The organism is Streptomyces griseorubiginosus (assembly GCF_036345115.1).
Taxonomy (GTDB): domain Bacteria; phylum Actinomycetota; class Actinomycetes; order Streptomycetales; family Streptomycetaceae; genus Streptomyces; species Streptomyces griseorubiginosus_C.
In genome coordinates, this window is the sequence record NZ_CP107766.1 from 3131639 (window position 1) to 3157929 (window position 26291).

General features: G+C 70.6%; 29 protein-coding genes and 2 pseudogenes. 13 read left to right on the plus strand and 18 right to left on the minus strand.

Annotated features, from left to right (window positions below):
* Positions 1–310: 310 nt before the first annotated feature.
* Positions 311–1534, minus strand: a complete 1224-nt coding sequence (locus OHN19_RS13895; protein WP_330264494.1) for an NADP-dependent malic enzyme — start codon at positions 1532–1534, stop codon at positions 311–313.
* 645 nt (positions 1535–2179) lie between these two features.
* On the opposite strand from OHN19_RS13895, the gene OHN19_RS13900 reads away from it, so the two are divergent.
* Genes OHN19_RS13900 through OHN19_RS13910 form a run of 3 tightly spaced genes read left to right on the plus strand, consistent with a single transcriptional unit; the run spans position 2180 to position 4899 of the window.
* Positions 2180–3139, plus strand: coding sequence for an ABC transporter substrate-binding protein (locus OHN19_RS13900; protein WP_330264495.1), 960 nt, complete (start codon positions 2180–2182; stop codon positions 3137–3139).
* Between the two features lie 33 nt (positions 3140–3172).
* The gene (locus tag OHN19_RS13905; RefSeq protein WP_330264496.1) at positions 3173–4102 is read left to right on the plus strand and encodes an amino acid ABC transporter permease; all 930 of its coding nucleotides are present in this window, start codon (positions 3173–3175) and stop codon (positions 4100–4102) included.
* Complete coding sequence (locus OHN19_RS13910) at positions 4099–4899, plus strand: amino acid ABC transporter ATP-binding protein (RefSeq protein ID WP_330264497.1); 801 nt, start codon at positions 4099–4101, stop codon at positions 4897–4899. Before OHN19_RS13905 ends, OHN19_RS13910 begins: the two co-directional genes overlap by 4 nt.
* An 84-nt stretch (positions 4900–4983) precedes the next feature.
* On the opposite strand, the gene OHN19_RS13915 is transcribed toward OHN19_RS13910, so the two are convergent.
* Positions 4984–5742, minus strand: coding sequence for a class I SAM-dependent methyltransferase (locus tag OHN19_RS13915; protein WP_330264498.1), 759 nt, complete (start codon positions 5740–5742; stop codon positions 4984–4986).
* A 99-nt stretch (positions 5743–5841) separates the two neighbouring features.
* Here OHN19_RS13915 and OHN19_RS13920 point away from each other — a divergent pair, with 99 nt between their 5' ends.
* The gene (locus OHN19_RS13920; RefSeq protein WP_330264499.1) at positions 5842–6471 is read left to right on the plus strand and encodes a CGNR zinc finger domain-containing protein; all 630 of its coding nucleotides are present in this window, start codon (positions 5842–5844) and stop codon (positions 6469–6471) included.
* On the opposite strand, the gene sodX is transcribed toward OHN19_RS13920, so the two are convergent.
* The gene (gene sodX / locus OHN19_RS13925) at positions 6375–6812 is read right to left on the minus strand and encodes a nickel-type superoxide dismutase maturation protease (protein ID WP_330269602.1); all 438 of its coding nucleotides are present in this window, start codon (positions 6810–6812) and stop codon (positions 6375–6377) included. The two genes, OHN19_RS13920 and sodX, sit on opposite strands and share 97 nt — an antisense overlap.
* Positions 6813–6957: 145 nt before the next feature.
* Between sodX and sodN the strand changes: the two genes are divergently transcribed.
* Positions 6958–7353 (plus strand): superoxide dismutase, Ni, encoded by a 396-nt coding sequence (sodN, locus tag OHN19_RS13930; protein ID WP_020136639.1) that lies wholly within the window; start codon positions 6958–6960, stop codon positions 7351–7353.
* A gap of 108 nt (positions 7354–7461) precedes the next feature.
* Here the strand turns inward: sodN and OHN19_RS13935 are convergent, their stop codons facing one another.
* The 5 genes and pseudogenes from OHN19_RS13935 to OHN19_RS13955 all read right to left on the minus strand — a co-directional run bounded on the left by OHN19_RS13935 (position 7462) and on the right by OHN19_RS13955 (position 11967).
* A complete protein-coding gene (locus OHN19_RS13935) occupies positions 7462–8181 on the minus strand; it encodes an SCO4225 family membrane protein (RefSeq protein ID WP_330264500.1) in 720 nt (239 codons plus the stop codon).
* A 608-nt stretch (positions 8182–8789) separates the two neighbouring features.
* Positions 8790–9619 (minus strand): annotated as a pseudogene (locus tag OHN19_RS13940) (IS5 family transposase).
* Between the two features lie 40 nt (positions 9620–9659).
* The gene (ppk2, locus tag OHN19_RS13945) at positions 9660–10532 is read right to left on the minus strand and encodes a polyphosphate kinase 2 (RefSeq protein WP_330264501.1); all 873 of its coding nucleotides are present in this window, start codon (positions 10530–10532) and stop codon (positions 9660–9662) included.
* Between the two features lie 26 nt (positions 10533–10558).
* Positions 10559–10792 (minus strand): hypothetical protein, encoded by a 234-nt coding sequence (locus OHN19_RS13950; RefSeq protein WP_330264502.1) that lies wholly within the window; start codon positions 10790–10792, stop codon positions 10559–10561.
* Between the two features lie 20 nt (positions 10793–10812).
* Positions 10813–11967: an inorganic phosphate transporter gene (locus OHN19_RS13955; protein ID WP_330264503.1), complete on the minus strand. Its 1155-nt coding sequence runs from the start codon at positions 11965–11967 to the stop codon at positions 10813–10815.
* A gap of 103 nt (positions 11968–12070) precedes the next feature.
* Here OHN19_RS13955 and OHN19_RS13960 point away from each other — a divergent pair, with 103 nt between their 5' ends.
* The 3 genes from OHN19_RS13960 (at position 12071) to OHN19_RS13970 (ending at position 13703) form a co-directional block, all read left to right on the plus strand.
* Complete coding sequence (locus OHN19_RS13960) at positions 12071–12466, plus strand: helix-turn-helix transcriptional regulator (RefSeq protein WP_330264504.1); 396 nt, start codon at positions 12071–12073, stop codon at positions 12464–12466.
* 9 nt (positions 12467–12475) lie between these two features.
* Positions 12476–12892, plus strand: a complete 417-nt coding sequence (locus OHN19_RS13965; protein WP_330264505.1) for a VOC family protein — start codon at positions 12476–12478, stop codon at positions 12890–12892.
* A 70-nt stretch (positions 12893–12962) separates the two neighbouring features.
* A complete protein-coding gene (locus OHN19_RS13970) occupies positions 12963–13703 on the plus strand; it encodes a VOC family protein (RefSeq protein WP_330264506.1) in 741 nt (246 codons plus the stop codon).
* Here OHN19_RS13970 and OHN19_RS13975 read toward each other — a convergent pair.
* The 6 genes and pseudogenes from OHN19_RS13975 to OHN19_RS14000 all read right to left on the minus strand — a co-directional run bounded on the left by OHN19_RS13975 (position 13693) and on the right by OHN19_RS14000 (position 16832).
* Positions 13693–13890, minus strand: a complete 198-nt coding sequence (locus OHN19_RS13975) for a hypothetical protein (protein ID WP_330294114.1) — start codon at positions 13888–13890, stop codon at positions 13693–13695. The two genes, OHN19_RS13970 and OHN19_RS13975, sit on opposite strands and share 11 nt — an antisense overlap.
* A gap of 32 nt (positions 13891–13922) precedes the next feature.
* On the minus strand, positions 13923–14246 hold the full coding sequence (locus OHN19_RS13980) for a DUF952 domain-containing protein (RefSeq protein WP_330269604.1): 324 nt from the start codon (positions 14244–14246) through the stop codon (positions 13923–13925).
* A gap of 12 nt (positions 14247–14258) precedes the next feature.
* Positions 14259–15470: pseudogene (locus OHN19_RS13985) on the minus strand (RNA polymerase sigma factor); the annotation flags it as partial.
* Positions 15467–15880 (minus strand): YciI family protein, encoded by a 414-nt coding sequence (locus OHN19_RS13990; protein ID WP_330264508.1) that lies wholly within the window; start codon positions 15878–15880, stop codon positions 15467–15469. The gene OHN19_RS13990 and the pseudogene OHN19_RS13985, both read right to left, overlap by 4 nt.
* 83 nt (positions 15881–15963) lie before the next feature.
* Positions 15964–16161 carry a hypothetical protein gene (locus tag OHN19_RS13995; protein ID WP_330264509.1) on the minus strand — a complete coding sequence of 66 codons (198 nt, stop codon included), beginning with the start codon at positions 16159–16161 and terminating at the stop codon, positions 15964–15966.
* Between the two features lie 89 nt (positions 16162–16250).
* On the minus strand, positions 16251–16832 hold the full coding sequence (locus OHN19_RS14000; RefSeq protein ID WP_330264510.1) for a dihydrofolate reductase family protein: 582 nt from the start codon (positions 16830–16832) through the stop codon (positions 16251–16253).
* A gap of 132 nt (positions 16833–16964) precedes the next feature.
* Between OHN19_RS14000 and OHN19_RS14005 the strand changes: the two genes are divergently transcribed.
* Positions 16965–17558 carry a TetR/AcrR family transcriptional regulator gene (locus OHN19_RS14005; protein WP_330264511.1) on the plus strand — a complete coding sequence of 198 codons (594 nt, stop codon included), beginning with the start codon at positions 16965–16967 and terminating at the stop codon, positions 17556–17558.
* Between the two features lie 279 nt (positions 17559–17837).
* Here the strand turns inward: OHN19_RS14005 and OHN19_RS14010 are convergent, their stop codons facing one another.
* The 3 genes from OHN19_RS14010 to OHN19_RS14020 form a co-directional block, all read right to left on the minus strand.
* Entirely contained in the window at positions 17838–18434 is a 597-nt protein-coding gene (locus OHN19_RS14010; RefSeq protein WP_330264512.1) for a GNAT family N-acetyltransferase, read from the minus strand.
* A 171-nt stretch (positions 18435–18605) separates the two neighbouring features.
* Complete coding sequence (locus tag OHN19_RS14015) at positions 18606–19676, minus strand: family 2 encapsulin nanocompartment cargo protein polyprenyl transferase (RefSeq protein WP_330269605.1); 1071 nt, start codon at positions 19674–19676, stop codon at positions 18606–18608.
* A gap of 740 nt (positions 19677–20416) precedes the next feature.
* The gene (locus tag OHN19_RS14020) at positions 20417–21823 is read right to left on the minus strand and encodes a family 2B encapsulin nanocompartment shell protein (RefSeq protein ID WP_330264513.1); all 1407 of its coding nucleotides are present in this window, start codon (positions 21821–21823) and stop codon (positions 20417–20419) included.
* Between the two features lie 314 nt (positions 21824–22137).
* Between OHN19_RS14020 and OHN19_RS14025 the strand changes: the two genes are divergently transcribed.
* Both OHN19_RS14025 and OHN19_RS14030 read left to right on the plus strand, forming a co-directional pair.
* A complete protein-coding gene (locus OHN19_RS14025) occupies positions 22138–22728 on the plus strand; it encodes an N-acetylmuramoyl-L-alanine amidase (RefSeq protein WP_330264514.1) in 591 nt (196 codons plus the stop codon).
* Between the two features lie 22 nt (positions 22729–22750).
* Entirely contained in the window at positions 22751–23644 is an 894-nt protein-coding gene (locus tag OHN19_RS14030; protein WP_330264515.1) for a 1-aminocyclopropane-1-carboxylate deaminase/D-cysteine desulfhydrase, read from the plus strand.
* Positions 23645–23663: 19 nt separating this feature from the next.
* On the opposite strand, the gene OHN19_RS14035 is transcribed toward OHN19_RS14030, so the two are convergent.
* On the minus strand, positions 23664–25262 hold the full coding sequence (locus tag OHN19_RS14035) for a Na+/H+ antiporter (RefSeq protein WP_330264516.1): 1599 nt from the start codon (positions 25260–25262) through the stop codon (positions 23664–23666).
* A gap of 86 nt (positions 25263–25348) precedes the next feature.
* Between OHN19_RS14035 and OHN19_RS14040 the strand changes: the two genes are divergently transcribed.
* Positions 25349–25609 carry a UBP-type zinc finger domain-containing protein gene (locus OHN19_RS14040; protein ID WP_330264517.1) on the plus strand — a complete coding sequence of 87 codons (261 nt, stop codon included), beginning with the start codon at positions 25349–25351 and terminating at the stop codon, positions 25607–25609.
* Positions 25610–25868: 259 nt separating this feature from the next.
* A complete protein-coding gene (locus OHN19_RS14045) occupies positions 25869–26282 on the plus strand; it encodes an anti-sigma regulatory factor (RefSeq protein ID WP_004925829.1) in 414 nt (137 codons plus the stop codon).
* Positions 26283–26291 lie beyond the last annotated feature (9 nt).

A 26291-nucleotide genomic window follows, 5' to 3' on the forward strand; every position in this document is an offset into this window, starting at 1 on the left:
GACGGCGGTCGCGACAGCGGCGGCCGCCGCTGTCTGCCACGTTCTGCGTTTCGTCAGCACACCACGTGGACACGCGGACGCACCCGAAGGTTGCGTCCAGGACCGTCGGCGATGTCAACCACCACACGACACCCCGACGCCCCGACACCACGCCCGCCCCGCCACCCCGCGAAACCCCGTCATCACCCACCCCGACACCGCCCCCCGCCCCCACCCCGACACCCGATCAGCCGTATCCGAAGGCAAAGAATCGGCCCCGCCCGGAGATTCCGAAGAACCCCCGGACGGGGCCAATCACACTCACCAGACCTCAGCGGCGAGCAACGCCCTCCGCCCGAGCCGCCGCGGCAACCGCCGCGGTGACCGCCGGAGCGACCCGCTCGTCGAACGGCGAGGGGATCACGTAGTCCGCCGCCAGATCGTCACCGACCACCGACGCCAGCGCCTCCGCCGCCGCGATCTTCATGCCCTCCGTGATCCGCGAGGCCCGCACCTGGAGCGCCCCCGCGAAGATCCCCGGAAACGCCAGCACGTTGTTGATCTGGTTCGGGAAGTCGGACCGCCCGGTGGCGACCACGGCCGCGTACTTGTGCGCGACATCCGGGTGCACCTCGGGGTCCGGGTTGGCCATCGCGAACACGAAGGCCCCCTCCGCCATGGAGGCGACGGCCGACTCCGGGACCGTACCGCCGGAGACGCCGATGAAGACGTCCGCGCCCGCGAGCGCGTCCTCCAGCGACCCCGACAGGCCGGCCTTGTTCGTGAACCCGGCCAGCTCCCGCTTGACGGACGTGTGGTCGTCCCGGTCGGCGGACACCACACCGCGCCGGTCGGCGACGGCGACGTCCCCGATGCCCGCCTCGACGAGCATCTTGGCGATGGCCACGCCCGCCGCGCCCGCACCGGAGATCACCGCACGAAGATCTCCGATGGAGCGCCCGCTCAGCCGCGCCGCGTTCCGCAGCGCCGCCAGCGTCACGACGGCCGTGCCGTGCTGGTCGTCGTGGAAGACGGGAATGTCGAGCCGCTCCTGGAGCCGCCGCTCGATCTCGAAGCACCGGGGAGCCGAGATGTCCTCGAGGTTCACGCCGCCGAAGGACGGCGCGAGACGGACCACGGTCTCGATGATCTCGTCGACGTCGGTGCAGGCCAGCGCGAGCGGAACCGCGTCCACCCCGCCGAACTGCTTGAACAGGATCGCCTTGCCCTCCATCACCGGGAGGGAGGCCTCGGGCCCGATGTCACCGAGCCCCAGCACGGCCGTACCGTCGGTGACGACGGCGACGACCGACGACTTCCACGTGTAGTCGTGGACGAGATCCGGCTGCTCGGCGATGGCGCTGCACACCTTCGCCACGCCGGGTGTGTACGCGAGGGACAGGTCGTCCTTGTCGCGGACCGGCACGGTGGCCTGCACAGCCATCTTGCCGCCGCGGTGCAGCGCGAACGCGGGGTCGAAGGAATCGAGGGGCTCGGCCCCTCCGTCCTGTCCCGTATCGCTGTCGCTGCGAGGATTGACGATCTCCGCTGCCACTTTGTCTTACCCCTTCGGTCTTCATGGTTTGAGGGTGGCCACTCCTGGTTGAGAAGTGGGCGGGCACCGAGTACGGCCCTGGTCACTGATGCGTACGGGCCGGTACGCGACGGGCGCGCCGCACACGCGCCCTGAGCCCCGGATGAGGGGTGTAAAGAACCTTCTTACCGGACGACCGGCGTCGAGGACGAGTCCAATACGTCCAAGGTCACATGCCGCGACGCAAATCGATCATCGATCATCGGAGCGCGGTGACATGAATCATGGAACGGCATCCGGACAAACCATCAGCGGGCCCTTGACGATCATCGGGGAGCCGCTCGGGCGACGCCGGGCGGCGCGGCGCGGGTCGTCCGCTCCTCGCCCCTCACCGAAGATCTTCCGGCCGGAATGCCAGATTCCCGCAGATGGTCCGGTCACGATGTACGGACATGGTGCGGTTCGGGGGTCACCCGTTATCCGATTTTGACATGACCGGCCCCCAGAATGGTCCAGTCCGAATGGCAAGATGCCGTAATCACACGAGGTCGCGACACTCGAAGGCGTGTGCTCTCGTCGACCTGAGGAATGAAGGCAGTTCGCCGAACCCATCGGCAGCGGCCCCCGCCCATCGGCAACTCCACCCATCCGCCGGAGGAACCCAAAATGACCGCAAGCTCCACCCGTCGTACGACCGCCGCGCGCACCAGGACAGCCGCGGTAGGTGCGATCGCGGTCGCAGGCGCCCTGATTCTCACCGGCTGCGGCGACCAGACGGACAAGAGCGGCGACAGCTCGGAGTCGTCCACGTCGTCCGCGCCCCTCGCCGCCAAGCTTCCCGCGGACGTACGCAAGGCCGGCGTCATCAAGGTGGGCTCCGACATCGCCTACCCGCCGGTCGAGTACATGGAGGGCGGCAAGGCCGTCGGTATCGACCCGGACATCGCCGAGGCCCTCGGCAAGCAGCTCGGTGTGAAGTTCGAGTTCCAGAACGGCAAGTTCGCGCAGCTCATCGTGGGCCTCCAGGCCAAGCGGTTCAACGTGATCATGTCCGCGATGAACGACACGAAGGACCGCCAGAACGGCATCGACTCGGACACCGGCAAGAAGGTCGGCAACGGCATCGACTTCGTCGACTACTTCACCGCCGGCACCTCGATCCTGGTCCAGAAGGGCAACCCCAAGGGGATCAAGTCCCTGGACGACCTGTGCGGCCAGGTGGTCGCCCTCCAGGTGGGCACCACGTCCGAGGGCATCGCCAAGAACCAGAGCAAGAAGTGCACGACGGACGGCAAGAAGGCCATCAAGCTCCAGACCTTCGACACCGACCCCGAGGCACTGCTCCGCCTCAAGCAGGGGGCGTCCGTCGCCGACCTCAACGACTTCCCGGTCGCCGCGTACAACGCGAAGACCTCGGGCGGCGGCAAGGACTTCGAGGTCGTCGGCGAGCAGATCGAGGCGGGGCCGTACGGCATCGGTGTCAGCAAGGAGAGCACCCAGCTGCGGGACGCCCTCCAGGCGGCTCTGAACGCCATCATCGAGAACGGCGAGTACAAGAAGATCCTGGAGAAGTGGAACGTCACGGACGGTGCGGTGACCGAGGCCAAGGTCAACGGCGGCTCCTGACCCTGCCTGAAGCAATACTGAAGGGCAGTCACAGTGACTGACATCGTCGACAAGGCACCGACGCCGTCGGTGCCGCCGGAGCAGATCAAGGCGATCCCGGTACGCCACTACGGCCGCTGGGTCGCGGGCGCCGTGGTCATCGCGGTCCTCGTGCTGATCGGCATCGCGTTCTCCAACGCGGACATCAACTACGGCATCATCCCGGACTACATCACGGACGGGACGATCCTGTCCGGCGCCTGGCACACGCTGTACATCTCCGTGCTCGCCATGCTGCTCGGACTGGTCCTCGGTGTGATCCTCGCGGTCATGCGGATGTCGTCGAACCCGGTCACCAGCACGGTGGCCTGGTTCTACGTGTGGTTCTTCCGCGGCACTCCCGTGCTGGTCCAGCTGCTCATCTGGTACAACATCGCCCTCGTGTTCCCCGTCCTCAACCTGGGGTTCTACAAGGACGAGATGAACCAGGTGATGACGCCGTTCCTGGCGGCCCTGCTCGGACTCGGCCTGAACGAGGCCGCCTACATGTCGGAGATCGTCCGGGCCGGCATCCAGTCGGTCGACGAGGGCCAGACGGAGGCCTCGCACGCGCTGGGCATGACCCAGGGCAAGACCCTGCGGCGGGTGATCCTCCCGCAGGCGATGCGGGTGATCGTGCCGCCGACGGGCAACGAGTACATCAACATGCTCAAGACGTCGTCCCTGGCGTACGTGGTGCAGTTCAACGAACTCATCAAGCGGGCCCAGGACATCTCCAGCACCTCGCTCGCGGTGGTCGAGATGTACTTCGTGGCCTCGATCTGGTACCTGATGCTGACCAGCGTCTTCAGCATCGGCCAGTACTACCTGGAGCGCCGCTACGCCCGCGGATCCTCACGCAGCCTGCCGCCGACCCCGTTGCAGCGCCTGAGGAAGAACCTCCGTCATTTCGGTTCCTTCCGCCGCCCGGAGGTGGCCCGATGAGCGGTATCAGCAAGGACGTCGCCCAGCCCGCGAGCGGTCGCCCGATGGTCAGGGCCGAGGGAGTGCACAAGTCCTTCGGGGCCGCGCACATCCTCAAGGGCATCGACCTGGAGGTGAACCCGCGCGAGGTGTTCTGCCTCATCGGCCCGTCCGGCTCCGGCAAGTCCACCTTCCTGCGGTGCATCAACCACCTGGAGAAGATCAGCGCCGGCCGGCTCTACGTCGACGGGAGTCTGGTCGGTTACCGGCAGAGCGGTGACAAGCTCTACGAGCTCAAGGAAAAGGAAGTGGCCTCGCAGCGGCGGGACATCGGCATGGTGTTCCAGCGCTTCAACCTCTTCCCTCACATGACGGCGCTGGAGAACGTCATGGAGGCACCGGTCCAGGTCAAGGGCGAGACCAAGGCCGTGGCCCGCGAGCGGGCGGGGCGGCTGCTGAGCCGGGTCGGCCTGGGCGACCGGACCGGCCACTACCCGGCCCAGCTGTCCGGCGGTCAGCAGCAGCGGGTGGCCATCGCCCGTGCGCTGGCGATGGAGCCCAAGCTGATGCTCTTCGACGAGCCGACCTCGGCCCTCGACCCCGAGCTGGTCGGCGAGGTACTGGACGTGATGCGCGATCTCGCGGAGGACGGCATGACGATGATCGTCGTCACCCACGAGATGGGCTTCGCCCGTGAGGTCGGCGACTCACTGGTCTTCATGGACGACGGTGTCGTGGTCGAGTCCGGCCACCCGCGCGACGTTCTGACGGACCCGCAGCACGAACGCACCAAGTCCTTCCTCTCCAAGGTGCTCTGACCCTCCACCGGGACCCCCTGCACCCCGTCATGCGCTTCCGCATGGCGGGGTGCGTGCTGTCCGGCGCCGATGCCCTCTTCCGGACTACTTCAGCGCCAGCAGCAGCGTGTCCGAGGGGGACGACCACACCGGGCGGACCTCGTCGAAGCCGGCCTCGCGCAGCACGCGCGCGTGCCACTGCGCCGAGGGGGTCTCGCCCTCCGCGTGTTCGCCGTAGATCTCGAAGCGGCGGGCCGTGGGTCCGGCGAGGACCGGGTCCGCGGCGGCGAGCCGCCACCAGTCCGCCCAGTCGAGGGCGCCCGCGTGCCGGTCCCGCTCCATGACGGCGTGCCGGTGGGCCCGCTCGGCCGCGTTGATCCGGGGTGTGCTGTCGTCGCTCATGTGGTCGGCGTTCAGGAACACGCCTCCTGGGCGGACGAGTTGGGCGATCCGCCCGTAGAGTTCGGCGAGGGGTTCGCGGCGCAGCCAGTGGAGGGCGGTGGCGGTGAGGACCGCGTCGTACGACTCCTGCGGCAGCCGCGACGGCCACCGCGGGTCCGTCAGGTCGGCCTCGACGAGGGTGACCCGGCCGTCGCCTTCGAAGGTGCCGCGCGCGATGGTGAGCAGGGCGGGGTCGAGGTCCACGCCGGTGCTGGTGGCGTCGGGGAAGCGGGCGAGCAGCCGGGCGGTGATGCTGCCGGTGCCGCACGCGAGGTCGAGGATTCTCGGCTCGGGCCCGACGAGGGCCTCCACCATGTCGAGCATGACCCGGAACCGCTCCTCGCGGTCCGGCATGTACCACTCCTGCTGCCGGTCCCAGCTCTCCTGCCAGGCCTGCCAGTCGGTTCCGACACCGGTCGCCATCAAAGCCCCCTGTCCCGTCACTGCCGTAATACCCTGGAAGCACGATCAGCTGTTACCCGACCGCACCACGACGATAGAACGCCTCCGTAAGGACTACAAGTGGAACTGGCCTATTACTCGGACTACGCCGTTCGTCTGGTCAACAGTGAGGACCCGGCCCGCGGGAAGGACTCCCTGACCTCGGTCGAGGCCGTCCGCGAGCTGTTCGGTGCCGGCCAGGAGGCGGGCCGGCGGGCCACGGAGGCCGACGTGACCCGCTTCCGCTCGGTCCGGGCGCGGCTGCGGGCGGTCTTCGAGGCGGCGGACCAGGGCGACGAGGAGACGGCGGTGAACCTGCTGAACTCGCTGCTCCTCGAGTTCCCGGTGAGCCCGCAGATCTCCGGGCACGACTTCCGCGACGACGACGGCCGCCCGCTGTGGCACATGCACCTGGCGGACCACCCGTCCAACGCCACGGCGGGCTACGCGGCCATCGCCGCGATGGGCCTGGCCTTCCACCTCACCGAGTACGGCGTGGACCGCCTCGGCCTGTGCGAGGCGGCCCCCTGCCGCAACGCCTACCTCGACACGTCCACCAACCGCTCCCGGCGCTACTGCTCCGACCGCTGCGCCACCCGCGCCAACGTGGCCGCCTACCGGGCCCGCAAGCGCCTGGAGGCCGACCGGTCGGCGAGGACGGGCCGCAGCGCGGACACCGCCCAGCGCACCGCGGCCAGCGGCGAGCGCTGACCGGGCCCCGGCGGCCGGTACCTGAGCCGGGCCTTCCCCAGCACGAGGTCCTCCGGTACGACGCCGTAGTCCGTGCTGTCGCCGCCCGCGAACGCGTTGTCGCCGAGCACCCACCAGCCGCCCTCGCGGCGCTCCACGGCCCGCTTGACGACGAGCAGGTCCTGCTGGAACGGATGCCTGAGGACCACGATGTCGCCGACCCCGACCCTGGCCCCCCAGTGCACGACGAGCTGGTCCCCGTGCCGGAGCGTGGGCACCATCGACGGCCCGGTCACCTCGGCCACCCCGAGAAAGGGCAGCAAGGACCTCCCCCGCTCGGTCTCCTGCGACAGCTCCGGCATCCCCGGCACCTCCCCGGTACGTTCATCCACCAGTCTCAGTCTGACCCCGGACTTTTGTCCTAAGCCCATGGGGGCACCCGCGAATTCGCCTCTCCCAGGGAGTAATGTCGCACCTGAGAAGACGATCACGAGGAAGGAATGCTCCATGCTTTCCCGCCTGTTTGCCCCCAAGGTCAAGGTCAGCGCACACTGCGACCTGCCCTGCGGTGTGTACGACCCTGCCCAGGCCCGCATCGAGGCGGAGTCGGTGAAGGCCGTGCAGGAGAAGATGGCCGCCAACGACGACCCGCACTTCCAGGCGCGTGCCACGGTCATCAAGGAGCAGCGCGCCGAGCTCGCGAAGCACCACGTTTCCGTGCTCTGGAGCGACTACTTCAAGCCCCCGCACTTCGAGAAGTACCCGGAGCTGCACCAGCTGGTCAACGACACCCTCAAGGCCCTCTCGGCCGCGAAGGCGTCCACCGACCCGGCCACGGGCCAGAAGGCTCTGGACTACATCGCCCAGATCGACAAGATCTTCTGGGAGACCAAGAAGGCCTGACCTCCGCGTCAGCCTCCGCCGACCCGCGATCGGTGCACCATCGCAGGTCAACGGGAATCCCGAAGGGGCCCGGTCGTCACGACCGGGCCCCTTCGGCGGTCCGCCGTCTCAGGCGACCGGGCGGATCTGCGGTGACCGGAGCCGGCGGGTGAGCCTGCCGAGCAGTACGGCGTTGACGAGGCCGGACAGCGCCGAGCCGGCGGCGAACAGCAGCGGGCTCAGCCACTCGGGTCCGGTGTCCGCCGCGGGCGTCAGCGCGATGGCCAGGAAGCTGAGCGGAGCCGTCGTCATGAGCGGCCAGATCCCGGCGAACCCGGGGTCCGCCAGCACGTACTCGGCGCCCAGGAAGAACCCCAGGGCCACCGCGACCACGGCGAGGTACCCGCGCGCGGGCCAGTTGTCGACGGCGGGCGCCAGGAGGTTCCGGACCCGGTGCGCGACCCCGTCCCGCGCACCGGCACGGGCCGGCCCCGACCGCCCGGACCACGCGCCGGACCGCTCGGTCACCGTCCCGTCCCCGGCCGCCCCGGTGGCGAGCGCCCCCAGCACGGCCGCGTTCACCAGGGCGCAGGCCAGGAACCACAGCGTCCAGAGGCCGATCGCGAGTGCCTCGACCGCCGGGGAGCCCTGGGTGCCGGCGCCGAACGGGAGGGCCACGCCCAGGAAGGAGAGGGGGGCGGTGAGCAGCATCGGGGCCATGGCCAGGGGACTGTCCGGGAAGAGCAACGAGCACACGACCGATCCGGCGACGACCGCGAGGTAGCCCCGGGCGTGCCGGTTGCCGGTGGCGAGGGCGAACAGTCGGCGTGGACGGGAGGCTTTCGACATCGCGGCTTCCTTAGGGATGGTCCGGTGGGCTGCCCCCACGATGTCCCGACCACCGCACGCCGGCATGAGTACCGGTACTCATACCGCCCCGGCGAACAGCCCCAGTTCCGGCGGCACTTGCCACGTAAGTCGATCCGCGAGCCGGCAGGGGAAGCAGGGACGGGCGAGGACCGCCCCGGTGGCCCGGACGATCCCGGCGACTGGCCGACCGCGGACGACCGGTCCTCGCCGGGCTCGCCGACGCGGACGTGGGCGGGGACGTCGGCGAAGCGGCGGCACAGCTTGGTGCCACACCGCTGCGCAAGCTCCTGCGGGCCCAGCCGGCCCCTGCCCTTCAACCCGCGGAGCCTGCCGCCGCCGGACCGCCCCCAGGGCCTGTCTGACGATTCCCGTCGTCCGCCCGCAGGGCGGGCCGCGCGGCGTCCGGTACGTGCGATCGCAAGGCGCCGGAGCCGCCCGCGACGGGGGTCCCCGGCGTGAGTCGGCGCAGCCGGTTCGAGCGTGGGGGAGGAGTCACGTGGGCGTTTCGGCAACGCCGCGAGCGCGCGTGCCGGGCATCGCGCGGCAGACGGGAATCGTCAGACAGCCCCTAGGTCGTGTCCGCAATGTCAGGGCAGCCAGAGTCGTAGGCAGGCGAGGGTGACCAGGGCTTGGTAGTGGCGGCCAAGTTTGTCGTAGCGGGTGGCCAGGGCTTTGTTGTGCTTGAGCTTGTTGAAGCAGCGTTCGACGACGTTGCGGCGCCGGTAGGCGGTCCGGTCGAGTCGGCAAAGGCCCTCGCCGCGGCGGATGCGGCCGTTGATCTGGTCGATCCGTTCCGGGATCGCTGCCTTGATGCCTCGTCGGCGGAGGTAGGCGCGGATCTTCGTGGACGAATAGCCCTTGTCCGCGACGACCCGCTCCGGCCGCGTTCTGGGGCGGCCCGGCCCGCACCGGCTGACGTTGATGCGGGCCATGACCTGCTCGAATTGGGTGCAGTCGTTGACGTTGCCGGCGGTGATGGTGAAGGCGAGCGGTCGGCCCTGTCCGTCGCAGGCGAGGTGGATCTTCGTGGTCAGTCCGCCGCGGGACCGGCCGATCGCCTCGCCGGGCCAAAGCCCCCTTTTCGGGCCCCGGCCGCGTGCTGGTGGGCGCGCACGGTGGTGGAGTCGACGCACACGACCGTCCAGTCGACTGCGCCGACGGCATCGGAGTGCTGCTGGACATGGGCCAGCAGGCGGTCCCAGGTTCCGTCGGCCGACCAGCGACGGAAGCGTTCGTAGACGGTCTTCCACGGCCCGTAGCGTTCGGGCAGGTCCCGCCAGGCCGCACCCGTGGACAGCTTCCACAGAATCCCGTTGATGACCTGGCGGCGATCCCGCACCGGACGGCCCATCCGCGCCGGAGCCAGCAACGGCTCGATCACCGCCCACGACTCATCAGTCAGCTCATGACGACGCACCACGAACAGACCAACGACGCCGACACTTTGCGGACACGACCTAGGCCTCCCCCGCCTCCAGCAGCCCCGCCGCCGCGCCCACGATCCGTGGGTCCGGGGTGCCGACGACCTCCTCGTCCTTGTCGGAGTAGTCGAAGCGGGCCAGGACGCTGCGCATGGCCTCGACGCGGGCGCGCTTCTTGTCGTTGCTCTTGACCACGGTCCAAGGGGCGAACTGGGTGTCCGTCTCACGGAACATGGCGACCTTGGCGGCGGTGTAGTCGTCCCAGCGGTCCAGGGAGGCGAGGTCCATGGGGCTGAGCTTCCACTGCCGTACGGGATCGATCTGACGGATCGTGAAGCGGGTGCGCTGCTCGCCCTGGGAGACCGAGAACCAGAACTTCAGCAGGTCCACGCCGTCGTCCACCAGCATCCGCTCGAACAGCGGGGCCTGCCGCATGAAGCGCCGGTACTCGTCGTCCGTGCAGAATCCCATGACCCGCTCCACACCGGCCCGGTTGTACCAGGACCGGTCGAACAGCACGATCTCACCGGCGGTCGGCAGGTGCTCGACGTACCGCTGGAAGTACCACTGCCCGCGCTCCCGCTCGGTCGGCTTCTCCAGCGCCACCACCCGCGCGCCACGAGGGTTCAGATGCTCCGTGAAGCGCTTGATCGTGCCGCCCTTGCCGGCCGCGTCCCGCCCCTCGAAGACGATCACGAGCCGGCGCCCGGTCTCCTTGATCCAGCTCTGCAGCTTCAGCAGTTCGATCTGCTGGAGCCGTTTGTGCCAGTCGTACTCCTTGCGCTCCATGCGGTGCGCGTAGGGGTAGTTCTCCCGCCAGGTGTCGATCGGGCTTCCGTCGGGGCGGATGAGCACGGGGTCGTCGGGATCGGTGTAGTCGACCTTCAGGTCGGTCAGCAGAGGTGTCATCCTGGGTCCCCTCTCATCTCGGTGGGTCAGTGGAGCTGCGGCACGATCAGGTAGATGCCGTACGCCACCACCGCCGCGCAGGCGAGGAAGCACAGGCCGGCCTGGGCGACGCCGAGAGTCGACGTGCTTGTGCCATCCTCCCTCGCTCCCTCGAATCGGGCGAGGCCGAGAACCCCGAGGGCGAAGACCACGACCACGGCGACGGTGACGCCGACGCTCACCGCGGTGACCTGGCCGAGTGCGGTCCAGTCGATGCTCATGTCAGGAACTCCCGGTGGGCTCAGGCGGCCGTGCCGACGCGGGCCGGCGGCTCGGTGCGGAGGGTGACCTCGTGGGTGTCGTTCACGTTGTGCGCGCTCACCGGGTTGCGGCGGGAGAGGAGCACGATGCCTGCGGCGACGGCCACGCCGACCAGGGCGACGACGACCGTGCCGAAGTTGCCGCCGTGCTTGACCGCGCTCGCCGAGACGCCGCCCACCAGCGCGGCGGCGGGCAGGGTGATCAGCCAGGCCAGGACCATCCTGCCCGCCACGCCCCAGCGGACCTCCGCGAGCCGCCTGCCGAGGCCCGCGCCGAGGATGCTGCCGGATGCGACCTGGGTGGTGGACAGCGCGAAGCCGAGATGGGCGGAGGTCAGGATGACCGTCGTGGACGCGGTCTCGGCGGCGAAGCCCTGCGGGGACTGGATCTCCGTGAGGCCCTTGCCCATGGTGCGGATGATCCGCCAGCCGCCGAGGTAGGTGCCGAGGCCGATCGCGAGACCCGCGGCGGCGATGACCCAGACCGGCGGACCGGCGTCGTGGCCGAGCGCACCCGCCGAGATCAGGGTCAGCGTGATGACGCCCATGGTCTTCTGGGCGTCGTTGGTGCCGTGCGCGAGGGAGACGAGGGACGCGGAGGCGATCTGGCCGAGGCGGAAGCCCTTGGTCACCGAGCCCTTGCGGGCGCGGGCGGTGAGCTTGTAGGCGAGGTAGGTGGCGATGAGCGCGGCCACGCCCGCGACGACCGGCGAGGCCACCGCGGGGATCAGGATCTTCTCGACCACCTTGTCGAAGTGCACACCGTGGCTGCCCGCGCCGACCCACACGGCGCCGATCAGCCCGCCGAACAGCGCGTGCGAGGAGCTGGAGGGCAGGCCGACCAGCCAGGTCAGCAGGTTCCACAGGATCGCTCCGACCAGCCCGGCGAAGATCATCGCCGGTGAGACCAGGGTGTCGTCCACGATGCCACCGGAGATCGTCCTGGCGACCTCGGTCGACAGGAAGGCGCCCACGATGTTGAGGGCACCGCTCACCAGGACCGCGGTCCTCGGTTTCAGCGCGCCGGTCGCGATGGACGTCGCCATCGCGTTGGCCGTGTCGTGGAATCCGTTGGTGAAGTCGAAGGCCAGGGCCGTGACGATGACGACCGCCACGAGGAACGTGATGTGGTCCATGCCCCTCATGGGAGCAAGCGCTTCCGTACGGCAGGCGAACGCGAGGCAAAGCCCGTTCCAGATCCGCGCACCCGGCTGGTGAGCATCGTGCGATGCTGGCGTGATGGTGAGCATCGAGGATCTGGTGCGGCTGCGGCAGGCGCGGGACCGCATGGACCGCGAGTACACCGAGCCGCTCGACGTCACCGCGCTCGCCCGCACCGCGCTGATGTCCACGGGCCACTTCCAGCGCAGTTTCCGCGCGGAGTTCGGGGAGACACCGTACGGCTATCTCATGACCCGGCGCATCGAGCGGGCGAAGGCGCTGCTGCGGCGGGGCGACCTGTCGGTCACCGAGGTCTGCATGGCGGTGGGCTGCACCTCTCTCGGCTCCTTCAGCTCGCGGTTCACACAGCTGGTGGGCGAGACACCGAGCGCGTACCGGGCCCGTTCCCACGAGGAGACGGCCGGGATCCCCCCGTGCGTCGTCCGCAGGCACACCCGGCCCCGGCGGGCCTAACGTGAACCCATGGACATCAAACTCAAGAACTGCTTCATCGCCGTCGACGACCACGACAAGGCGATCGCGTTCTACCGGGACGTCCTGGGCATGGAGGTGCGCAACGACGTCGGGTACGAGGGGATGCGGTGGGTGACGGTCGGCTCGCCGCTCCAGCCGGACGTGGACATCGTGCTGGAGCCACCGGCGGCGGATCCGGACGCGTCGCCCGCGGACAAGGAGGCGATGGCGCGGCTGCTGGCGAAGGGGTTGCTGCGGGGGGTCAACTTCACGACGACGGACTGTGACGCGTTGTTCGCGCGCGTGCGGGAGTCGGGCGCCGAGGTGATCCAGGAGCCGACGGACATGCCGTACGGGGTGCGGGACTGTGCGTTTCGGGATCCGGCGGGGAACTTGTTGCGGTTCATGGAAGCGGAGGGTTCGTAGTCTTCCGCGGCGCCGTCGTGGCTTGTCGCGCAGGTCCCCGCGCCCCTGAAGGGGCGCTTACGATCACCGCATGACTACCCGCTGGACCTATGCCTTCGTGGACCGCCCCGTGGCCCGGTTCGCTCATGCCTGTGATTTCTGGACCGGTGTCACCGGTACGGACCTGTCCGAGCTCCGGGGTGAGCGGCGGGAGTTCGTCAGCCTGCTGCCGTCCTACGGGACCGATGCCTGCGTCAAGGTGCAGGCCGTCGCCTCCGGGCCCGGCGGCGCCCATCTCGACTTCTGCGTGGACGACGTACGGGAGTTCGCGAAGGCGGCGCAGGCGCTCGGTGCGCATGTGGTCGCCGATCACGGGACGTTGGTCGTGCTGCGCTCCCCCGCCGGTCTGCTGTTCTGCGCCGATCCCTGGCGCGGGCAGTCGGCCCGCCCGCGGGTGTTCCGGGGCAGCCGGCTCGACCAGGTCTGCCTCGACGTCCCGCCGTCCCTGTACGACGCTGAAGTCGCCTTCTGGTCCGCCCTGTTGCCCGCGTGGGAGTCACGTCCCGGCGCGCTCCCGGAGTTCCACGTCCTCGTGCCCCCGCCCGGGCTCCCGGTCCGTGTCCTCCTCCAGCGCCTGGAGGAGGAACGCCCCGCCTCCGCCCATCTGGACCTGGCCTGCGCGGACATCAGGGCGACACGGGCCGAACACGAGCGGCTGGGCGCCGAGTTCGTCACCGAGGGCAGGAGCTGGACGGTGATGAGGGACCCGGCGGGCGGACTGTACTGCCTGACGGGCCGGGACCCGGAGACGGGCGGGCTGCCTAGCGGGTGATCCTGACGAAGCAGAGGGTCCGGCCCTCGTCGTCGGGGGTGGCGTCGGCACACGCCGACTCCCACCCCTCCGGCAGCGACGGCGTCTGACGCGCCCTCTCCCGTCCGGACGGCCCCTCCGGCTCCGCCGAGTCCTGGAGCCAGAGCGTCAGCCCGCCCGCGACGACCACGAGCGCCGCCCACACCACCAGCGTCCAGCGCCATAACCCACGGCGATCCGTCACCCCCACGGCTCCACGTCCACGACCGCGGCCACCGGAAGCGGCCCGTAGATGTGCGGGAACTCCTCGGCGCCGGGCTCGGGTGCCTCGTACTTCAGGGGTACGTCGAGACGGGCGGGGTCGATGACGAGGACCACCAGGTCGGGCACGTCGGCGAAGAACGCCGCGGCCGTGCGCGGCAGCTGCTCGCGCGTCGAGCAGTGGATGAACCCCTCCTCCTGGAGGGTGCGGCCGCGCGTGGAGATCTCGTACGTGCCCTGGGCCCGGGCCTCCTCCCAGAGGGAGCGCTCGGTGAGGTGCACGATGAGGTTCGTTGTGGACATGCCGTCACGGTAAGGCCTCAGCCTGGCCGCCCGCCCCTGCAGGTACCGCTGCTCGGGCAGGCTCAGCGTGCCGGCGGCCGCCGACTCGTACGCGGCCCGCGCCTTCTCGCGCCGACCGGCCCGCTCCAGCAGATGCCCGCGCACGGCGTCCAGCCGGTGCCCCAACTCGTCGGGGAGCTCGTCGAGTTCCGCGAGCCCCGCCTGCGGCCCGTGGACCATGGCCACCGCGACCGCCCGGTTCAGCTGCTCCACCGGCCCGGGAACCAGCCGTACGAGAACGTCGTAGAGCCCAAGGATCTCCTGCCAGTCGGTCTCCCGCGCCGAGGGCGCCTCGTCGTGTACGGCGGCGATGGCCGCGCGGATCTGGTAGGGCCCGGCGCGGCGGCGGGCCAGCGCCCCTGTGATCAGCGCGACGCCCTCCTCGATCGCCGCCCTGTCCCAGCGGGCGCGGTCCTGTTCGTCGAGGGGCACGAGGTCGCCGTCCGGGCCGGTGCGGGCGTCGCGGCGGGCGTCGGTGAGGAGCATCAGGGCGAGCAGGCCCGCGACCTCGCAGTCGTCGGGGAGGAGCCGGTGGACCGCGCGGGTCAGCCGGATCGCCTCACCGGCGAGGTCGCGCCGCTGGAGCGCGGGGCCGGAGGTCGCCGTGTGGCCCTCGTTGAAGATCAGGTAGAGGGTGTGCAGGACCGCGGGCAGCCGCTCCTCCCACTGGTCCGGCCGCCCGAACCGCACGCCCCGCACCTTCTGCTTGGCGCGGCTGACACGCTGTGCCATGGTCGCCTCGGGGACGAGGTAGGCGCGGGCGATCTCCGCCGTGGTCAGGCCGCCGACCGCGCGCAGGGTGAGCGCGATCTGCGCGGACGCGGTCAGCTCCGGATGGCAGCACAGGAACAGCAGCGACAGGGTGTCGTCCTCGCGCGGCGCACGGTCGCCGACCGGCGTGACGCGCAGGCTCAGCGCCGCCGCCTTCTCCTCCCGGGCCCGCCGCGCCTGCTCCGCGCGCAGCGCGTCGGTGAGCCGCCGCGAGGCCACCTTGATGAGCCACCCGCGCGGATTGTCGGGGACGCCCGACACCGGCCACTGCCCGGCGGCGGCCAGCAGTGCCTCCTGTACGGCGTCCTCGGCGGCGTCGAAATGGCCGTACCGCCTGACCAGCGCGCCGAGGACCTGCGGCGCGTGCAGGCGCAGCAGGTCCTCGGTCCCGGTGGTCCCCGACACGGTCCTCAGATGTCCCCGGCGCCGTCCAGGAAGGGCCGGATCACCACCGGGTACTCGGGGGCGCCTGCGGGCTGGGGGCACTGGGCGATGCGCTCGGCGATCTCCGTGACCCGCTCCAGGGTCTCGCACTCCAGGACCCAGTAGCCGCACATGAGCTCCTTGGTCTCGCTGTACGGGCCGTCGGTGATCACCGCCTTGCCGTCCGCGTCCCGGCTGACGTGCCGGATCCTGGCGGGTTCGGCGAGACCCTGGGCGTCGACCAGCTCGCCGGTCTCGGAGAGGTCGTTGTTGATGGCGCCCATGAAGGCGTACATCGCCTGGATCTCCTGTTCGCTCCAGACGGGGGACTGCTCGGAGCCCTTGCCGCGCATGGCCTCGTAGTCGGCCTGTGTCGCCTGCACCATGACCAGGTACTTCATGAGTCCGCTCCTTCGGCTCGGCCGCACGGATCGGCGGCTCTCACAGGGGACGTCGGAGCCGGGTGCGGATTCTCGACACGGGTTCAGGAAGTTTTTCCGGCGGGTGCGCCGCCGTGGTCCTCGTCGGGTTCGGCGCCCTCGTCGGCGTACGCCTCGCACTCGGGGTTGTGGCACGGGCCGCCCGTCCACACGGGGACCCATGCGCCCAGCGTCTTGTGCCGCCGTACGACTGTCTGGACCGGCTGTCCGCAAGCGGGACAGACGCGTTCGTCGCTGCCCATGTCCTCAGGGTAGGGCGAAGGGGGCGCGGGCGCTTCCCTCAGCGCTTCCTGCTCTAAGTCCTGCTCTGGGTCCCGCTCTAGATCCTGCTCTAGGTCCTGCTGTAGGTCCGCACCACGACGCCGTTGTCGAACGTGCGGGTCGTGTCCAGCGTGAACTCGGTGACGGGGAATCCGGAGCCGAACATCGGCATGCCGGTGCCGAGGACGACGGGGTACGTCTTGACGACGAGTTCGTCGATCTCCTCGTGCAGTTCGCCCGCGAGCGCGGAGCCGCCGCACAGGTAGATGCCGAACTGGCCGTCCTCCGCCTTCAGTTCGCGCACCTTGCCGAGCAGGTCGGCGCCGATGATCTCGACGTGCGGGTCGGGGGACTCGGTGAGGGTGCGCGAGGCGACGTACTCGCGCAGGTGGTCGTAGGGGCTGGTGATGCCCTCCTTCAGCGCCACTTCATAGCTGCCGCGGCCCTGGACGACCGTGTCGAACCTCCGGTGCGCCAGGTCGTGGATGCCGAGAGCCCTGCGGCCCTGGGCCGAGATGGTCTCCGGGTACTCGGCCTTGAGGTAGGCGAGGAACTCCTCGTCGACGAACCGGTACATGAACGACGCGTCGCCGCTCTCGTCCCCGATGAAGCCGTCGATGGTGCAGGCGATGTAATACGTGAGCTTTCGCAAGCCGGTCTCTTTTCGTAGGCTGCGCTCTGGCGTGTGAACCACTTCAGTTGTAGTGCTTCAGTTGTAGTACTTCACTTGTAGTGGTCGCAAGCCGATTTCGGTACCGGGCTCAACTGGGAGAGGTGATTCCGCATGGCCGGCAACCCGGAGCGCCGGGCCGCGCTCGTGGACGCGGGGGTCGAGGTGCTCGCCCGCGAGGGGGCTCGCGGGCTGACGTTCCGCGCGGTGGACGCCGAGGCGGGCGTGCCGGTGGGCACGGCCTCGAACTACTTCACGAGCCGCGACGACCTGCTCCGCCAGATCGACACCCGCCTGCATGTCCGGCTCGCGCCGAACCCCGAGGTGCTGGCCGAGCTCATGACGCGGCCGAAGGACCGCTCCCTGGTCGCGGCGTTCATGCACGACCTGATGGCCCGCGCGACCGGTGACCGCACGGGCTATCTGGCCCTGCTGGAACTGCGCCTGGAAGCCACCCGCCGCCCCGAACTCCGCGCCTCCTACACCAAGTCGGTCCGCGCGGACCTGGAGGAGGGCATCCGGTTCCACCGCGAGGCGGGCCTGCCGGGCGGCGACGAGACGGTCACGGTGCTGTATCTCGCCGTACTTGGCCTGCTGCTGGAGCACCTGACGCTGCCGGGGGTGCTGGAAGGGGTGCTGCCGGGGGTGGGCGTGCCGGACGGGCTGGTCGAACGGATCGTGGAGACGACCGTGCCGGGGGGCCGGTAGGGGGACCGACCGTCTCGGTCAGTGCGGCGAGGCGCCGCTCCGGGCGCCGTACCGGCCTTCTTCGGCCGGCGGGGCCGCCGCGTCGGCAACGGCCTCGGCCGCGGGGCCGCCGTCGGCGTGGGCAGCGTCATGGGCACCTGTACCGGTGTGAGTGTCGGTGCCGGTACGGGTGGCGGTGCCGGTACGGATGCCGGTGCCGGTACAGGTGTCGGTGCCAGTGCCAGTGCCAGTGCCGGTGTTGGTGTTGGTGCCCGCCCCCGGCACTGGCCCGCTCCGGCCCTATCGCGCAGCGCTCGGTTCGCGCCACATGGGCCACATCTGGGGGCCGTCGGGCAGATCGAGCGGCCGGTCCACGAGCTCGAAACCGAGTCGCTCGTACAGCGCCCGGCTCCGCTCGCTGCTCGCCTCCAGGTACGCCGGCACCCCCTCCCGGTCGCACCGTTCGAGAACCGACCCGAGGAGCGCGGTCCCCAGCCCCTCCCCCTGCCGCCCGGGCGCCACGCCGATCATCCACAGGTACTCGTGCGCACGCCCGGCGGGATGCACCTCGGCCGTGAGCGTGCCGATCTGCTCGATCCGCTCATTGTCCGGATCGAGCGCCTCGCGCAACGCGGCGAAGCCTTCCTCGTCCTCGGCGCTCTCCGTCGGCACCGACAGCCACAACGCGCACGCCGCCCCGTCCTCCGTCACGTCGATCCGGCCCTCTTCCAGGACGATGTCGACGAACGCGGCCATCAGCCGTGGATGGGTGGTCCGGCGGTACTCCTCCCCCGGGAAGATCCACCCGCTGACCGGATCGTCCTGGAAGGCCGAGTCCAGCAGCCTCGCGACCAGCTCGCGGTCGGCTCTGTCCGCCGTCCGTATCGCCACACCCATGCCCGCCCCTTTGGTCTCAACGGCCTCTGCTTGCAGGGTTGTTGAGCCTAGCCGGTGATCATGCGGAAGCGGGCCCCGCACACCGTGGGGATGTGCGGGACCCGCTCGCACCGGAGTCCGCCGAGGCCGGGCGGGGTCAGGAACCGCCCGGTCCCGGCCGCTCCGGGGCCCTCAACTGCTGCGCCGCGTCACGAACTCGGCCAGCGACAGCAGCCCGCCTGCCGCCTCCGGATCGGGCACCGCGCGGGCCAGCTGCCCCATCGCCCTGGCCATCCGGTCGGCCGCCTGCACCTGCGCCCAGTCCCGTCCCCCGGCCTCCTCGACGGCGAGGACCGTACGCGCCAGATCCCCCTCGTCGTACGGCGTCGCGTACAGCTCGGCCAGTTCCGCGGCCGCCGCCGTGCCCGAGGTGAGCGCGGCGACCACCGGGAGGGACTTCTTGCGGGCGGCGAGGTCCGCGCCGGCCGGTTTGCCGGTGCGGCTCGGGTCGCCCCATATGCCGATCACGTCGTCGATGAGCTGGAAGGCGAGCCCGGCCTCCCGGCCGAACGCGTCCATCGCCTCGACGTCCTCGGTGGACGAGCCCGCGTACAGCGCCCCGAGCGCGCAGGCGCACCCGAGCAGCGCGCCCGTCTTGGCCTCGGCCATGACGAGCACCTGGTCGAGGGTGACCTCGCCGGGTCCGAGGCCCTGCATGGCGGTGTCCTCGTGCTGGCCCTCGCACAGCTCGACCACGCAGTCCGCGAGGCGGGCCACGGCGGCCCCGGCGGCGGGGTGCGGGTCCTCGACCAGCAGCCGCAGCGCCAGCGCCTGGAGGGCGTCCCCGGCGAGGATCGCGTCGGCGTCGCCGAACACGGTCCACGCGGTGGGGCGGTGCCTGCGGGTGGTGTCGCGGTCCATCACGTCGTCGTGGAGCAGGGTGAAGTTGTGGACCAGCTCCACCGCCACGGCCGCCGGTACGGCCGCCGCCCGCGCCCGTTCGCCGCCGAGCGCGGCGGCCGCGGTGAGGACGAGGGCGGGCCGTATCGCCTTGCCGGCGTTGCCCGCCGCAGGGGTGCCGTCGGCGTGCTCCCAGCCGAAGTGGTAGAGCGCGATCCTGCGCAGGGACCCGGGCAGCGACTCCACCGCGCGCCGCAAGGCGGGATCGACGGCGGCCCGAACCCGCTCCAGAATCACACCGGCCTCGTGCCCGTCGGGCGGACGAGCATCATCCCCCGCCCCGGAACCGGCCCCGAACCCCACGAGCGCTCCCGTCTCCCCGCCGGGCCCCGACTCCCCGGCCCACCTGGAGACCCCGGTCTGCTCCCGGATCCGCCCGGCCACCGACGCTGCCGGCCCGCCGGAGGCCGCCGTCTCCTCCCCCGTGGCGGCCGACACCTGGGCCCTTCCGGACACCGACGTCTCCGCCCCTCTGGCGGTCGGCACCTCGGTCCCCCCGGCGGTCAACGCCTCCGTCCTCCCGGACACCCAGGCCTCCGTCCCCCCGGCGCCCGGCACCTCCGTCCCCCCGGCAGGCGGCACCTCCGTCCCCGTGGCAACCGCAGCCCACCTCCCCGTAGAGCTCGGCACCACCGTCCCCCCGGCTGGCGGCACCTGGATCCCCGTAGCGCTGGGCACCGCCGTAACTCCGGTAGCCGGCACCTCAACCCCCATGGCGCTGGGCGCCCCCGTCACCCCGACGGCCGGCACCGCAACCCCCATAGCCCTGGGCACCCCCGTCCCCCCGACAGGCGGCACCTCAACCCCCACGGTGGCCGGCACCTCCGTCCCCCCTGCCGTCGCCGCACTTCCCCCCGTTCCATCTGTCGCCCGCGCCTGCGTGTCCGTCGTGAACTCCGCCATGGGACCCCCCTCGGTCAGTCCGTGGACGGTGGCGCCTCCGCTGTGGGTGGGCGCGTACCACCGGGGTGTCTCCACCCCGGTGTCCGACCGGGATGTACCCGCCGCCGTGGGCGGGAACACGGCTCCCAGGTGCAGAAACGTCACCTCCACCGGCCGATCTCGACGTTCTCCAGCACCCCGAGCGCGTCCGGGACCAGCACGGCCGCTGAGTAGTAGGCCGTCACCAGGTACTTGATGATCGACTGTTCGTTGATGCCCATGAACCGCACCGACAGGCTCGGCTCGATCTCGTCCGGGATGCCCGCCTGCTGGAGACCGATGACTCCCTGGTCGGCCTCACCGGTACGCATGGCGATGATCGAGGTGGTCCGCTCCGGCGTGACCGGGATCTTGTTGCAGGGATAGATCGGCACCCCGCGCCAGGTGGGGATGCGGTTGCCGCCCACGTCGATGGTCTCGGGGACCAGGCCGCGCTTGTTGAGCTCACGGCCGATCGCGGAGATCGCGCGCGGGTGGGCCAGCAGCAGCTTGGTGCCCCGTCGGCGGCTGAGCAGCTCGTCCAGGTCGTCGGGGCTCGGCACACCGTCGTGCGGCTGGAGCCGCTGGTCGTACTCGCAGTTGTTCAGCAGCCCGAACTCGCGGTTGTTGACCAGCTCGTGTTCCTGGCGCTCCTTGAGGGCCTCGACGGTCAGCCGGATCTGCTGCTCCGTCTGGTTCATCGGCTGGTTGTACAGGTCGGCCACGCGCGTGTGGATGCGCAGGACGGTCTGGGCGATGCTCAGCTCGTACTCGCGGGGCCGGGCGTCGTAGTCGACGAAGGTGTGCGGGATGTCGGGCTCGCCGTCATGGCCCGCCGCGAGGTCGATCTCCTTCTCGCCGTACTTGTTGGTGCGCTGCGAGGGAATCGCGCTCTGTTCCCGCAGGTGCTCGCGCAGGGCGTCGGAGCGCTCCGCCACCTGCTCGACGTCCTGGCGGGGCAGCACGAGGACCGTGCAGGCGGTGGCCGCGCGGGCGGTGTACTCCCAGATGGCGTCCGGGTCCAGGAGCGCCTGCTCGCCGAAGTAGGCGCCGTCGGCGAGGACTCCGAGGACCGCGTCGTCGCCGTAGGGGCCGGTGCCGACCTTCTCGACCCGGCCGTGCGCCAGCAGGTACACCTCCTCGGCCTGGCCGCCGAACGAGGCGATCACCTGGCCCGGGGCGAACTCCCGCTGCTGGCAGCGCCGGGCGAGTTCGGAGAGCACGTCGTCGTCCTCGTAGGACCTGAGCGCCGGCAGCTCGCGCAGCTCGTCGGGGATCACCTCGACCCGGTCGCCGGTCTTCACGAACGTCACCCGGCCGTCGCCCACGGCGTAGCTCAGCCGTCGGTTCACCCGGTACGTGCCGCCCTGGACGTTCACCCAGGGCAGCATGCGCAGCAGCCAGCGGGAGCTGATCTCCTGCATCTGGGGTGCGGACTTGGTGGTGGTGGCCAGGTTCCGCGCGGCCGCCGTGCCGAGGCTCTGCTGCGGCCGGTCCTGCTCGGTGCGGACCTCTTCGCCTACCGACATAAGGAATTGCCCTCCCGGTACATGCCCGGACGCGATCTGCTCCCGGGCATCGATGTGCGGGACCAAGCCTTCCTCACGGAGCGTGCCGGTGCTATTACACGAAAGAGCGGGAATGGATCACCGCCGGACTGGGCATGTGAGCGATTTCTGTCCACTCCCGTCCGGTCAAGTCCGTTTGCCCGAGCGGAAGATGACTGTCCGAATCAGCTCGCACGCTGTACGAGTCAGGAGTCGGATCCCGCCGCCTTCGGTACAAGCACCGGTACGAGCCGACCCGCGTCCGGCGGCCGGCGCGCAGTGCGAAGGAGGGGGCCATGGCCTCGCCCATGTCCGCCGCGAGATTCCTGGCCGTCCTGCGGGCGGAGGGCGCCACCGTCGTCGAGGTCGGCGACTGGGAGCACCACAACCGCAACCACGTCGGCGCCTGGGGGCCCGTGCACGGCGTGATGATCCACCACACGGTGACCCAGGGCAGCGCGGCGACGGTGGAGCTGTGCCGCAAGGGTTACACGGGTCTGCCCGGCCCCCTCTGCCACGGCGTCATCACCAAGGACGGCAGGGTCCACCTCGTCGGCTACGGCCGCGCCAACCACGCCGGTCTCGGCGACGACGACGTCCTGCGTGCCGTGATCGCGGAGACGGCGCTGCCGGCCGACAACGAGGCCAACACCGACGGCAACCGCCACTTCTACGGCTTCGAGTGCGAGAACCTCGGCGACGGCGAGGACCCCTGGCCGACCGCCCAGCTGACGGCGATCGAGCGGGTCTCCGCGGCGGTGTGCCGCCACCACGGCTGGACCGAACGCTCCGTCATCGGCCACCTGGAGTGGCAGCCGGGAAAGGTGGACCCCCGCGGCTTCACCATGTCCTGGCTGCGCGGCCGGATTCGCGAGCGCCTGACGTGACCCCGCAGGTCACAATGGGGGCGTGACCGGTCTCGACGCCCTGCGCCCCCGCCTCCCGTCCCCCGTGCAGGCGCTGTCGGACCCCCGCTTCACCCGTCACGGCGTGCGCCTCCTCCTCAAGCGCGACGACCTGATCCACCCCGAGATCGTCGGCAACAAGTGGCGCAAACTCGCGCCGAACCTCACCGCGGCGGCCGGCCGCACCGTCGTCACCTTCGGCGGCGCCTACTCCAACCACCTGCGCGCCACGGCCGCCGCCGGACGCCTCCTCGGCCTGCCCACGGTGGGTGTGGTCCGCGGCCAGGAACTCGCCGACCGTCCCCTCAACCCGTCCCTGACCCGGTGCGCGGCCGACGGCATGCGACTGCACTTCGTGGACAGGTCGACGTACCGCGCCAAGACCGACCCGGCCACCCTCGCGCGCGTGCTGCGCGCGGCGGACGCCGAGGACGCGTACGTCGTCCCGGAGGGCGGCAGCAACACCCTCGCCGTACGGGGGTGCCGCGCGCTCGGCGAGGAACTGTCCGGCCTGGCCGACGTCGTGGCGATCGCCTGCGGCACCGGCGGCACCCTCGCGGGCCTGGCCGCGGGCCTCTCCCCGGACCAGCGGGCCCTGGGCGTACCGGTCCTCAAGGGCGGCTTCCTGGCAGCCGACGTGGAGTCCCTGCAAATCCGCGCCTTCGGTGCCCGACGCGGCCACTGGGCCCTGGACGACCGCTTCCACTTCGGCGGCTACGCCCGCACGCCCCCCGAACTCGAAACGTTCGCCGAGGACTTCCAGGGTCGGCACGGCGTCCCCGTCGAACGTCTCTATGTCGCCAAGTTGCTGTACGGACTGGTCGCGCTCGCCGAAGAAGGCGCCTACGCGCGCGGGACGACCGTCGCGGCAGTGGTCACGGGCCACCCCTTCCCCTGACCGCCCGCCGATACCGGTGCTACTCGGCCGCCTCCCGGTAGGCCGCCGCCTCCTCCAGGTCGAGCCTGCGCAGCAGTGTGCGGAGCATCTCGTCGTCGATGTAGCGCAGGTCGCGCAGCTTCACGAAGACCGTGCGCTCGGCGCCGATCATCTCGCCGGACAGCCGGCGGTAGGTGTCGTCGACCGTCTCGCCCGTCAGCGGGTTGGACTGGCCGAGGCGTTCCCAGACGGCGTTGCGGCGGCGTTCCAGGACGTTGCGCAGGCGGTCGGCGAGGGGCGGGGGAAGGGCGTTGCGCTCGTCGGAGAGGAGTTCGTCCAGGCGGCGTTCCGCGGCCCTGGAGGCCTGCGCCTGGGCGTTGGCCTCCGCGAGGGTCTCGGCCTGCTGGTCGCGGCCGGGGAGCTTCAGCATGCGGATCAGCGGGGGCAGGGTGACGCCCTGCACGACGAGGGTGCCGATGACCGTGGTGAAGGTGAGGAAGAGGATCAGGTTGCGGCCCTCGAAGGGCTCGCCGTCGTGCAGGTGCTCCGGGATCGAGAAGGCGATGGCCAGCGAGACCACACCCCGCATCCCGGCCCAGGCGATGACGAACGGTCCCTTCCAGGTCGGGTTGTCCTCACGCTTGCGGATCCGCGCGGACAGCATGCGCGGCAGGAAGGTCGCCGGATAGACCCACACGAACCTCGACACGACGACCACGAGGAAGACGGCGACCGCGTACCAGGCGGCGGGTCCGCCCTCGTACTCCCCGAGGCCCTTCAGCACGACGGGCAGCTGCAGTCCGATGAGGGCGAACACCGACGATTCCAGGACGAAGGCAACCATTTTCCATACGGCGTCCTCCTGGAGGCGCGTCGCGAAATCGACCTCCCACGCGCGGTGTCCGAGGAAGAGCGCCACCACGACGACCGCAAGCACTCCGGAGGCGTGGAACGACTCCGCGGCCGCGTAGGCGACGAACGGGATCAACAGGGACAGGGTGTTCTGGAGCAGCGGCTCCTTGAGATGGGTGCGCAGCCAGTGGATCGGCACCATCAGCAACAGGCCGACCACGACCCCGCCGACCGCGGCGAGCAGGAACTCGCCGATGCCGCCCGCCCAGGACGCGCCCTCGCCGACCGCGGCCGCGAGCGCAACCCGGTAGGCGGTGATCGCGGTCGCGTCGTTCACCAGGGACTCGCCCTGGAGGATCGTGGTGATCCGGGACGGCAACCCCACCCGGCGCGCGACCGCGGTGGCCGCGACCGCGTCCGGCGGCGCCACCACCGCACCCAGCACCAGCGCCCCGGTCAGCGACAGCCCCGGCACGATCCGGTACGCCGCCCAGCCGACGACGAGGGTCGCGAAGAGCACGTATCCCACCGACAGCAGCGCCACGGGCCGCAGTTGCGCCCGCAGGTCGAGATAGGAGCTGTCGGTGGCCGCGGAGTGCAGCAGCGGCGGCAGGATGAGGGGCAGGACCACGTCCGGGTCCAGCGTGTACTCCGGGACCCCGGGGACGTAGGAGATCACGAGCCCGGCCGCGACCAGCAGCAGCGGCGCCGGCACCGGGGTGCGCCGGGCGGCCGCGGCGACCGCCGCGCTCCCCGCCACCAGCAACAGCAGTGGCATCACGTCCATGACCCTCGCCCACCCTCGTCCATCGTCGTGCGCCCACCCTCGCTTTTCCGCGCAAGCATCCGCGCGCCCGTCGTAACCTGGCAATCATGAAACAGTGCACGCACGCCGACGCGCTGCCGCACCCGGAACCCGAGCCTCTCAACGAGACGTGTCCGGAGTGCCTGAGGGACGGCACCCACCCGGTACAACTGCGCCTGTGCCTCACGTGCGGTCACGTCGGCTGCTGCGACTCCTCGCCGGGACAGCACGCGACGAAGCACCACAAGGACACCGACCACCCGATCATGCGCACCCATGAACCAGGAGAGAACTGGCGTTGGTGCTTCGTCGACCACGTCCTTGTGTGACCCTGGACCCCCGGGTTCCAGGACGGTTCGACCGTCTGACGTCTGGGTACGTCAACCCGGCGCGCGTTCTTCCCAATTGGAGCCGCAAACCCCTAGACACGGAGCGTGTCCACAGGTTTACTGTGAGTGACGGCAAGGGGTTGGGGTCCCGGGACAGGAAAGCCGAGAGCGCGGTAGCGTCACCGCTGAACCACACTTCGCGTTACTCCGGGGGGCGACCCTCGGCCCCCGAAAAGCTTGTACCACCTTGGAGGTGAGGGTGTCCCAGATCGCAGGCGAGCCCGCGACCCAGGACTTCGTGGAAGTCCGGCTGCCGGCCGCGGGTGCCTACCTGTCGGTGCTGCGGACGGCCACGGCCGGCCTCGCAGCCCGTTTGGACTTCACCCTCGACGAGATCGAGGACCTGCGCATCGCGGTGGACGAGGCCTGCGCGATCCTGCTCCAGCAGGCCGTGCCCGGCTCGGTGCTCAGCTGTGTCTTCCGACTCGTCGACGACTCGCTGGAGGTCACCGTCTCGGCCCCGACCACGGACGGTCACGCACCCTCGCGCGACACCTTCGCCTGGACCGTCCTGTCGGCCCTCGCGGGCAAGGTCTCGTCGGCCGTGGACGAGGACAAAACCGTTTCGATCAGCCTCTACAAACAGCGCGGCGCGGGACCCGGGCCGGCGTGAGGAACGGGG